The following is a 9,915-nucleotide window of genomic DNA, read 5'->3' as shown; positions in this document are numbered from 1 at the left end:
CTTCCCGATAACGGCTTTGCCCAAAGCCGCTTAAACCACGCAGGCAATCCACTTATCCAACCGGGCTTCGCTGTTCAAACCACTGGGGCCAGCTCTTCACAATGGCGATCGACGAATTTCAAGGCGAACTTTGCGGACTTATTATGGCGGACGCCGAATTCGAATCCCTTGAACAACTATCGGCGTTTCCAGCTCCGCACTTTGCGCAACGCGAGGTCACCGATGATCCCCGGTTCACGGGTGCCGTCCTGGCGAATAGCGGTCTCCCTGACAACCTTTCGGAACGTATTGCAGCTTATGTCGGCTAACTTGAGACTTACCAAAATTATGATTCGTAAACTTGCAATCGCCTCTGTGCTCCTCGCGGGAGTGACTCTTTCCGCTTCGGTAGTGGCGCAGCAATCTCAGCGCGCCCCAGCTTCTGCCGCGGCACCAGCCCCTGCAGCAAATGCCGCCGCCAAGGCCGCTGCCAAAGCTAAAGCGAAAGCTGCCAGCAAGCAGGCCAAACAAGCCGCAAAGGCCAAGGAACATTCCACCAAGGAAGCGAAAAAGGCCGCCAAGCAGGCCGCGAGTGCCAACAAGCAAAAGGCGAAAGCCGACAAGGCAAAAACGTCCGCCACGCGCAAGAAATCACAAGTGCGGCCGCCAAAGGAGTCGCCAGCCGCCAAACAAGCCGCGAAGGTCAACCGGCAAAACGAAAGAGCGGCGAAGAAACAGGCGTCAGCCAACCGCAAAAAAAAGCATAAGCATTCAACAGTTGCCGGCGCAGCGGCCCCCACGGGCACCTCAGCCAGTGCGCCGGCGTCCAACGGCTCGGCGAGCGGCGAACCTAAGGGCCATTGAGGCGGCTGCATTTTGCGCACGAAACATGTGCAAATGTGATATCGCATCACGCTGTAAAAGAAAGGCCCGGTGGATTGGGCCCTTCGAAAACTGCCAATAACGCCTCTGTCAGATGCGGTTTATGGCGTCCAGCAACTAGGATCGAGAACCCTCACCGTGTGAGGCATCTGGGCGAACTGCTGAAGTACACCCGGGATTGATGTTTCCAGTTTTTCTTTACCAAGAGACTGATTTCCCTCCGGCCACTTGTTCCAACTTTCCTTCACTAAATCCAATGGAACGCGTATCTGGCCACCGTGACCCCTGTTGTTGTAGTCGCGGACTTTAACGTCCATGTCTCGAGGGCTTTCACTTACTGATTCTGCGATCCAGCCAGATTTATGAATTGCGCCAATCAGAGCATCGACAAACTTCATGATTCATCCTTTGTGGGCCATGGGTTACTTACAGACAAGAACATGGACGTGCTTAGTTAAGCCATCGCAATACCCCTCCATGGCGCGAGCAGGTACCGCGGTGGTGAAGGCTGAAGCTATAGCTGCCATCTCGGCATTGAGCTGAGGCACCGGATGGTGCGGTGCCGGAAACGGTATGCGCAGGACGGTGCACGAGGAGGCCATCTCGATTGACGTAGTTGCCCGGCTCTATGAGCTGCGTTGAGCCATTTGTGACGCGCTGCGTCGGCGGCGGGGGCGGGGTAGCTTGCGCCTCTTGTGCTGAAGCCGGGGTGCTAAGTCCAAACGCAAGCGCTAAAAACAGGCAAATCCGTATCGGCATATGTCCCCCAGTGCGTCCTTTATCAGGGACAACTATGCAAGTGCTCTGCCAGGGGTGATTTTTCCTGTTCTGGCTACATCATTCGTAACCACGCCCATATCGGGCTGGCGAGGTGCCGACCTGTCGGGTAAAGGCGACACTGAACGTGCTGGCTGAGCTGTAGCCGACACGTTCGGCAATCGCCGTGATTTCCAGGTCCCTGTCGCGCAACAAGCGTTTGGCGAGCGCCATGCGCCAAGCCAGCACGTATTCCATCGGCGACACGCCCACCGTTCGGTTGAAGCGAGCGAAAAACGCGGAGCGCGAAAGTGCGGCCTCACGGGCGAGCCCTGCAATGGTCCATGGATGCTCGGGGCGTGCATGGAATGCACGCAATGCGCAGGCCAACCGCTCATCGGCCAGGCCGCGAGCGAGGCCGGGTGTCGTCGTCGTGCCATGGCTGCAGCGAAGTGCCTCGATCAATAGAACTTCGAGCAGGCGCTCTAGAACCAGCTCGCGTGCAAAGCGTGCCGCGCGTGTTTCCTCGCCGACCAATTGCACCAACGTTGCCAGACGCTGCTCGCCGCGGACATGAATCACCTGCGGAAGCAATTGCACGAGCAGCGCTGCATCGGGTGAACCAAAACTGCAATGTCCTATGCGCATGCGAAGATCGGCGGCGCCGTCTCGTTTGCCGACACGGTAATGACCATCGCTTATCTCAACGGGCAGGCCCGCCTCGTCCCCATCGGGCGGCTGAAGGCTTTCATTCACCAACGTGTGCATCGCCGGCACCAGAACGAAATCGCCAGCCTGCAGCGTCATGGCAGGGTGTGCATCCACGCTCATCCGGCATTGGCCTTCCAGTACGGCGCAATAGAACGGCTCGCCGATGGCGGGGCGACGAATGCGCCAGTGACCCGCGCCCTCGACCAGTTTCGAGAAGCGCGCGATCGGTTGCAGCAGCAGCACCACTTCGGCCAGCGGGTCGATCATGGCAGGACGATTGCCAAAGAATGGAGGACTTTTAGTTGTAGCACGTCCTGATGCCGGCGCCTATTCTGGGTATCTCCCCTCGCTCCAGATGGAACCCAGGATGCCCACCGTACTTATTACCGGCTGTTCGTCCGGCTTTGGCCTTGAGACCGCGCGACTGTTCCTCGATCGCGGCTGGACCGTCGTGGCCACCATGCGCAAGCCTCAACCGGATGTGTTCCCGGCATCCGAACGTCTGCGCGTGATCGAACTGGACATCACCGATCCAGACAGCATCGCCCAAGCCATGTCCGACGTGGGGCCGATTGACGTGCTGGTGAACAATGCGGGCTTCGGCGCGCCCATACCTGTCGAATTGACGCCGCTGGCGACGGCGCGCGCTTTATTTGAGACCAACACCTTTGGCACGTTGGCGATGACCCAGGCGGTGTTGCCCCAATTACGGGAGCGCGGTGCAGGTGTGGTGATCAACGTAACCTCAACGGCCACACTCAAACCGTTGCCGCTGGTGGGTGTTTATCGGGCAAGCAAGGCGGCGGTGAATGCCATCACCGAGTCGTTGGCGGTGGAGGTGGAGCCTTTCGGAATACGCGTGCGGCTGGTCCTTCCGGGGCGCTCGCCTGAGACGCGCTTCAGTGCCAACGCGCGCGAGCACTTGCTTGGTATGGATCATCCCGCGTACGCGACGCTCTTCGAGCGTGTGCTTGCCAGATTCCAAGACACATCCGGCCCGATCACTCACGCGCCGGACGTAGCCGAAGCGATATGGCGCGCAGCCACCGATCCCACGACGCCGATGCGCATTGCTGCGGGAGCCGACGCGGAACAGTGGATGGCGGAAGCCGGCTAGTGTGTCGTCGGAAGGCAATGAGGGTAATGCGTCAGCCCCAAATGCATGGGGCCCGACCAACGTAACGTACGAAGTTCGACATCAGCGAGCGAGCCACCCACCGGTAAATCCAGCTTTGCGCAGCCCGTTCGCGATGGTCGGCACACTGCGCATCAGCTCCCACACCATGCCGGTGCGGTGGTTCTCGATCATCGCCACGATCGGTCCGCAATTGAGCCCGAAGTGCCACTTTGACTTCCAGCCGTACGGACAATTCGGCTCGCCGCCAAAGGTCGGGTTGAAGGTCGCACGGAAGCCGTACTTGTGCACGTCATGCAGCTGCAACGCGTGCACGTAGTGATGGATGGCCGGCTCCACGATATCTGGCGCAAAGGGCAATGATGCGGCGACGGCCCAGGGCGCCAAGGTGCCATCGTCGACGCCGTAAGGTGCGCCGCGCCCCACGTAGTCGAAAAATTGCCGTTCGATACCGTCGATAGTCAGCGTTTTCGGGCCAGGGCCATCGCTGGCCGTGATACCCCACGTATGCTCACCGTAGTCCTTGAAGCCCAGCGGATTGTCGATGGCATATTCGCGCTGGATGCGCGTGGCCCGACGGCTGTTTTCGAAGTAGTCGCTGTTTCGCTTACGCATGAAATCGTCGCGAATATCGCGCAGATCGAGCCACACATGCGAAAGTTGATGCGTGAAGAGCGGCGCGGAGTAGAGATATTCGATGTCGTAGCACTTCTTCCAGCTGAAGCTCGACGACCATGCCTGATACGTTTCCGGCGGCACCGCATGGGTCGGCGAGCCGAGCGCCAATACGTGCAGCAATAGCGATTCGTCGTAGCCTTCCCAGTGGAATGGCAGCACTCCGCTTTCCGTTTTCCAGCCGTGGCGGATATGGCCGGAGTCGTCCAACAGCCAGTTCCACTCCACGCGACGATAGAGCAGATCGGCCAATTCGCGCACTTCGCGCTCTTGGGCACCGTCACCTTGAAAATAGGCTGCGGCGATCAGGGCGCCCGCAATCAGAAAGGCGGTATCCACGCTCGACAGTTCACACAGCCATGCACGCTTACCGGTTTTTCCGTCGAGAAAATGATAGTAAAAGCCGCGATATCCCGTGGCGTCCTTATGTTCGGTTTGCTCGCTGGACGCGAAGAACCGCAGCGTGGCCAGCGTGCGCTTGAGCGCCTCGTTCCTGGTGAGAAAAGAACGTTCGACGGCTACCGGATAGCAGGTCAGCGCCAGACCTGTCGCGGCGATGCTTGCGGGCCAGTGGGGAGCGTCTTTGTCGAGCACCAGGCCGTTGTCGTGATTCGTCTCACATTCGAAGTACGCATAGGCGGTACGTTGAATATGAAGATGCAGCGAATTTTCGGATGACGCGCTTGGCATGACGGGCCTGTGAGCAGAAAAATGAATGTGACTGCAGGAATCCGCGCGAGGCGTCGGTTACTCCGAAAAATCAAGCATGAAAATCTGGAAGTGGCACCCACGGACAAATGCAAAAACAGGGCGCTTATACCATTTTCCTGAGCGCCGCCAAGTGACGGGGTCGAATACACCCTCGACCTCCCCAACAGTGCGCAAACCCCAAAGATGGTCGACTGGCGGAGTGGCTATGAGATGTTGATCTACGTACACAGTCGACACGGACGCCTGAACCGGTGATGCTTGTCAGGGCGAGGGAGTCCTTATACGGACATTCCACATACATTCCAGGATGCGCACGTTGTCCTGAAAGGCATGATCTCCAACGAACACGAGGCATCGCATGAATTTTCGCGTCTTGGTGGCTGGAGGTACCGGGCAAGTGGGGTCGGCGCTGGTGCGGGCATTGCGCGCCACTGACGCTTGCACGGAGATAGTCATGGTCAATCGCCGGGCCATTTCTCTACCGGCCGATGCGCGATTGCGCCAGGTGGTGATGGATACCGGCGATGCGCATTTTGCCGACGAAATCGCGAAACTTGCCCGGACATGCAGCGGACATGGCGAACCGTTATTCGCCGCATCATGTATCGGCATCGGCAAAGGGAGCCGGCAATGGGGCGAAGAGGACATCAAGAAGCTGGAGATTGGCGTAGTCGGCGCGTTTGCGCGTGGCTGCCTGGCAGCGGGAGTCGGAACATTCGGACTACTTTCGGCAGCCGGCAGCAGCGCTAAGAGCCGGATCCGTTACGCCCGCATCATGGGTGAAAAGGAGGATGCCGTGCGGAGCCTTGGATTCAAGCGCCTGGCTATTTTTCGTCCCGGCATCATTGCGGGCAATGCGCATACCCCTGGATTTCTTGCGTTGCTGGGACGTTTCGTGCCGGGCTCATGGGGGACGATTGATCAGGACGATATCGGTCGAGCGTTTGTCGGTGAGTTTCTCCATGGTCAGGATGGCACGACGATCTTGGAGAATGCCGCGATGAGGCTGCGATCACGTGCACATTAGCGTCATTTGTTCGCAACGCGTATATTTGCCCCCGATCCGGGGCTGAACTTTTTCCAGCGCTCGTTCGAGCACCACTGGATAAGCCAATTCTTCGCCACGAGCATCAGTCCTCCAATAATGGGCCGGCCAAGCGCCGTAGTCGCGCATGTCCGATACCGCGTCTTTGACGGTTGTCCGAATAGATATTCGGAAATCTGATTACAGCATCCGCCTTTCGTTGAAAGGGTCCAATGCAAAATCGGACGAGTTTGGCAGGCGCTAACGACAATCCATTGGAGGTCGCTGCGACACGTAAAGCCCGCACTGTAGCGCTGCTGCGACGACTTGGCTTTCTCGGCGTCTCCATTGGCCTTACGGCGGTGGCTGGTCTGTTGGGAACACATGTGTGGAAGATCAGCGTCGATTTCGACACGATTTTGAATGTGCGGAAGTTCTGCGTTTTTCTCCCTCGACATTAGTTCGCGAGCGCACGCTGCACGGCCCGGCCGAAATCATCCATCGCGAATGGCTTGGTGATGATCGCCATGTTCTTGCCCAAAAACTCTGATTGCACCGCCGCGTTTTCGGCGTAGCCGGTCATGAACAGCACCGGGATGGAAGGGTGGCGCTCGCGCACCAGTTCCGCGAGCTGACGTCCGTTCATGCCGGGTAGGCCCACGTCCGAAATAAGCAGATCGATATGTTCCGACGGCGATAAATGGGGCATGGCTGTCGTGGCATCCCTTGCTGCGATCACTGCGTAGCCCAACTCTTCGAGCAGAAAACTGACAAGAAATCGAACCTGATCGTCATCTTCCACAACGAGCACTTGCTGGCCTTCTCCTTTGGGAATGTCGGCGTCGACGGTGGCATCGGTGGCAATGCCATTGGCGGTGACGGCGGGGAGATAGAGCGCGATCGTCGTGCCCTTCTGCGGGGTCGACTGGATGTCGATGTAGCCTTTTGACTGCTGCATGAAGCCATAGATCATCGACAGTCCCAAACCGGTTCCCTGGCCAAGCGGCTTGGTGGTGAAAAAGGGCTCAAAAACGCGCTCTTTGACACTTGGATCCATCCCTACACCGGTATCGGCCACTTCAACCACCACGTAACCCAAGGGGTTGATCACCGTGTCCGCACTCGTCAACGGGATTGACGGCGCGGCGCGTGTGGCAATCCGCAGCTGGCCGCCGTCGGGCATGGCATCCCTTGCGTTGATGCATAAATTGAGAATGGCACTTTCAAGTTGGTTGATATCGACCATGGCATCGCTTAGCGACGTGGCCAGGTCGACTACAATGTGAATGCGCTCGCCCAGGGTTTGACTCAAGAGCATTTGCATTGACTGGATCAGCGCATTGATTTTCACAGGCTTGGGATCCAGCGATTGGCGCCTGGAAAAAGCGAGCAGACGTTGCGTGAGGGCGGCCGCGCGATTTGCAGAATCCAACGCGGCCCGGATGATCCGCTCCAGACGGTCGGTGGGCCCATCCTGAAGACGCGTGCCGACAATATCGAGCGCCCCGATGATGCTGGTGAGCATATTGTTGAAGTCATGCGCAATGCCGCCGGTAAGCTGGCCGACCGCTTCCATTTTTTGCGCCTGCCGCAGCGCCGTTTCGCTCTCGGATCTGGCCACCATTTCCGCGTGGAGGGCGGCGGTGCGCTCTGCGACCTTGCGCTCCAACGTCGCTGCGGCCTGCTGCGCGGACTCCAAAGATGCCTTGCGCTCGGTGATGTCGGTTGCGAACAAATGGATGCCATCCACGTGTCGATCGTTCGCAAAGCGGGGGATGAAACGGATTTCAACGTAGCGCCGACCCTCACTGCGATGCTGCCATGCCACTTCCAGTTGCATGGGTTTACCTGACATTGCAAGTTCCATGGTCTTCACGCAGGCCTGCGAATGTTCCTTGCCAAAGACTTCTTCCACCGTTTTTCCCAGCATGGATGTTGGCGACAGGCCGAACCATTTCTGATAAGACTGGTTGACGAAGCGATAGCGCAGATCTCGGTCGAGAAAAGCGATGAGTCCGGGTAAGGCGTCGGTGATCAATCGCAGTTCCGCCTCGCTTTCTGCAAGCGCCTTTCGGCTGGCTGCCAGTTCATTGATCCGGTCGCGGATTTCAAATTGCTTTTGTCGGGCGCGCATGGCAGTGGCGACGGCGCTGAGAAGTGACGTCGAGCCAATCGGGCGTTCGAGCTCGATGTGGTTGATGACCTCGCTGGGCAGTGGAACCGTATGAGTGACGCCACGGCTTTGCCTTGATTGCAATACGATGAACGGAATGTCCGACCAGGTCGGCTGCTGCCGCAGGGAGCGTTGCAGCGCATCCATTCCGTATTCGAGCGCCTCATGGGTCAGGACGACCACGCCTGTTTCTTCGTGGATGTGCTCGCTTAGCGTTGCTACATCGGGGTAGATGAACACCTGATAGCCATCCTGGGTCAACACTCGGGCCAGACTCTGTGCATCGCGCTGCCAGGGCGCGACGATCAAGACCTGGTAACCGCGGATGGCTTGCTTATGCATTTCGGCCTTCCAGCAAGGGCGTGGCGTTGCCGACAAACTCAGGCGTGCCGGTCAGCACGCCGCGGAAGTTGGTCAATGGTTCGCCCACACGCAATCCACGGCTGTCGATACGAACCTCGCGTATGGTCTCCTCATGCTTGCCGCCGCGATTTTTGATCACGGAAAGGGCTTTTCGAATGCGGCCCTCCGCCTCGAAGTAGCGAAAGAGCACGACCGTGTCGGCGATGTAGGATACGTTGAGCTGGCCAACATCCAACGTGTTGACCAACCCCAATAGCGGGTTGATCAAGAACGTGGTGACGCCCGATTGATTGAGATACGCCAGCAGCTCGTGCATTTGCAGCAGCAGATGCTTTTCCTCCGGCATGGCGGTGAGGTAGCCGTTGAGGCTGTCGATCACCACCAGCTTGCATGCTTTGTCTTGAACCGCCTTGAAAACACCCCAGGCAAACTCACCCGGAGACATCTCGGCCGGGTCTACTTGCGTGATTTCAAGCAAACCCGATTCGATGTGTTCGACAAGCTGCATGCCCATGCTTTGCGCGCGCCTGAGCAGTGTGCCGATACGCTCGTCGAATTCATAAAGGCAGCATTGCTCGCCGCGCCGGCATGCAGCATCCACGTATTGAAGCGCAAGCGTCGTTTTGCCGGTTCCCGCAGGACCGGTGAGAAGTGTGCTGGTGCCACGCAGAAGTCCTCCGCCCACGAGCGCATCGAGCTGATCGATCGCACTGGGCAGCAGTTCATCCGAAAGGCTGGTCTGATGCGTGGAGGCGACAAGCCGTGGATACACTTCAATGCACCCGGTTCGAATGTTGAGATCGTGGTAGCCGCCAATGAACGTGGCCCCCCGCAATTTCTGCACCTGCAGGCGGCGGCGGGCTGGGCCATATTCCAGGGTGAAGCGCTCAACGGAAATGACGCCGTGGCTAAGGCTGTGCAGATGCGTGTCGCGATCGGAGCGTTCGCTGCTGAGGTCATCGATCAGCACTACGGTCGCATTGCGAGGCACGAAGAACTGCTTCAATGCCAGCACCTGCCGTCGATAGCGCAACGGGTCCTGGGCCAGTAGCCGCAATTCGGAGAGGCTGTCGAAAACGACACGCGCAGGATCGACGCGTTCGATTTCTTGCCTGATCAGGCTGATGGTTTCTCCCAGCTCGACTTCCCACGAGTGAAGAACGGACTGGTTGCGCTCGCCGCCCAGCAAACTCTCGACAGAGGAGAGCTCGAACAGATCGATACCTTTGATATCCCAGTGATGAGAGGCTGCAACCTCGGCAAGCTCCTCGGCGGTCTCGGACATCGTGATGTAGAGGCAGCGCTCGCCTTTGCGTACACCATCCAAGAGAAATTGCAGCGCCAACGTGGTTTTTCCCGATCCAGGCTGACCTTCCAGAAGATAGAGATGGCCTGATGGAAGGCCTCCATCCAGAATGGTGTCCAGACCAGAGTTGCCGGTGCTGCAACGAACGGAAGGGCGCATGAGGTGAACCACTTGGCTGGCGGCAGTAGCATTAATGGTTG

At 58.4% G+C, this 9,915-nt stretch carries 9 protein-coding genes; 3 read left to right on the top strand and 6 right to left on the bottom strand.

All coding sequences use genetic code 11. The features are described from left to right. On the top strand, positions 1–843 hold an 843-nt coding region (locus DWU98_RS22020; protein WP_230474945.1), incomplete at its 5' end, for a hypothetical protein. A gap of 119 nt (positions 844–962) precedes the next feature. Here the strand turns inward: DWU98_RS22020 and DWU98_RS19120 are convergent. From DWU98_RS19120 to DWU98_RS19110, 3 genes are all read right to left on the bottom strand, one after another. Then, a complete protein-coding gene (locus tag DWU98_RS19120) occupies positions 963–1,259 on the bottom strand; it encodes a hypothetical protein (protein WP_115497179.1) in 297 nt (98 codons plus the stop codon). A gap of 52 nt (positions 1,260–1,311) precedes the next feature. After that, complete coding sequence (locus tag DWU98_RS22505) at positions 1,312–1,620, bottom strand: DUF3761 domain-containing protein (RefSeq protein ID WP_115497178.1); 309 nt, start codon at positions 1,618–1,620, stop codon at positions 1,312–1,314. A gap of 78 nt (positions 1,621–1,698) precedes the next feature. Further along, a complete protein-coding gene (locus tag DWU98_RS19110) occupies positions 1,699–2,595 on the bottom strand; it encodes an AraC family transcriptional regulator (RefSeq protein ID WP_115497177.1) in 897 nt (298 codons plus the stop codon). A gap of 100 nt (positions 2,596–2,695) precedes the next feature. On the opposite strand from DWU98_RS19110, the gene DWU98_RS19105 reads away from it, so the two are divergent. Further along, a complete protein-coding gene (locus DWU98_RS19105) occupies positions 2,696–3,445 on the top strand; it encodes an SDR family oxidoreductase (RefSeq protein WP_115497176.1) in 750 nt (249 codons plus the stop codon). Positions 3,446–3,526: 81 nt separating this feature from the next. On the opposite strand, the gene DWU98_RS19100 is transcribed toward DWU98_RS19105, so the two are convergent. Next, complete coding sequence (locus DWU98_RS19100; RefSeq protein WP_115497175.1) at positions 3,527–4,828, bottom strand: glucoamylase family protein; 1,302 nt, start codon at positions 4,826–4,828, stop codon at positions 3,527–3,529. Between the two features lie 379 nt (positions 4,829–5,207). On the opposite strand from DWU98_RS19100, the gene DWU98_RS19095 reads away from it, so the two are divergent. After that, positions 5,208–5,876 carry an NAD-dependent epimerase/dehydratase family protein gene (locus DWU98_RS19095; RefSeq protein WP_115497174.1) on the top strand — a complete coding sequence of 223 codons (669 nt, stop codon included), beginning with the start codon at positions 5,208–5,210 and terminating at the stop codon, positions 5,874–5,876. A gap of 454 nt (positions 5,877–6,330) precedes the next feature. Here DWU98_RS19095 and DWU98_RS19085 read toward each other — a convergent pair whose 3' ends face one another. Together DWU98_RS19085 and DWU98_RS19080 are read right to left on the bottom strand one after the other, a co-directional pair. After that, entirely contained in the window at positions 6,331–8,388 is a 2,058-nt protein-coding gene (locus DWU98_RS19085; protein ID WP_115497172.1) for a PAS domain-containing sensor histidine kinase, read from the bottom strand. After that, positions 8,381–9,874 (bottom strand): DUF7125 family protein, encoded by a 1,494-nt coding sequence (locus DWU98_RS19080; RefSeq protein WP_230474948.1) that lies wholly within the window; start codon positions 9,872–9,874, stop codon positions 8,381–8,383. The genes DWU98_RS19085 and DWU98_RS19080 overlap by 8 nt, the downstream gene beginning before the upstream one ends. Between the last annotated feature and the right edge of the window lie 41 nt (positions 9,875–9,915).

The organism is Dyella monticola (assembly GCF_003363155.1).
Classification (GTDB): Bacteria; Pseudomonadota; Gammaproteobacteria; order Xanthomonadales; family Rhodanobacteraceae; genus Dyella_B; species Dyella_B monticola.
Note: the sequence above shows the minus strand (reverse complement) of the source record. Positions and strands in the feature narration are given on the sequence as shown.

What these genes read in the sequence shown, in the direction of transcription:
- DWU98_RS19120 (WP_115497179.1), bottom strand. Translation starts at nt 1,259, where the DNA reads ATGAAGTTTGTCGATGCTCTGATTGGCGCAATTCATAAATCTGGCTGG.
- DWU98_RS22505 (WP_115497178.1), bottom strand. Translation starts at nt 1,620, where the DNA reads ATGCCGATACGGATTTGCCTGTTTTTAGCGCTTGCGTTTGGACTTAGC.
- DWU98_RS19110 (WP_115497177.1), bottom strand. Translation starts at nt 2,595, where the DNA reads ATGATCGACCCGCTGGCCGAAGTGGTGCTGCTGCTGCAACCGATCGCG.
- DWU98_RS19105 (WP_115497176.1), top strand. Translation starts at nt 2,696, where the DNA reads ATGCCCACCGTACTTATTACCGGCTGTTCGTCCGGCTTTGGCCTTGAG.
- DWU98_RS19100 (WP_115497175.1), bottom strand. Translation starts at nt 4,828, where the DNA reads ATGCCAAGCGCGTCATCCGAAAATTCGCTGCATCTTCATATTCAACGT.
- DWU98_RS19095 (WP_115497174.1), top strand. Translation starts at nt 5,208, where the DNA reads ATGAATTTTCGCGTCTTGGTGGCTGGAGGTACCGGGCAAGTGGGGTCG.
- DWU98_RS19085 (WP_115497172.1), bottom strand. Translation starts at nt 8,388, where the DNA reads ATGCATAAGCAAGCCATCCGCGGTTACCAGGTCTTGATCGTCGCGCCC.
- DWU98_RS19080 (WP_230474948.1), bottom strand. Translation starts at nt 9,874, where the DNA reads ATGCGCCCTTCCGTTCGTTGCAGCACCGGCAACTCTGGTCTGGACACC.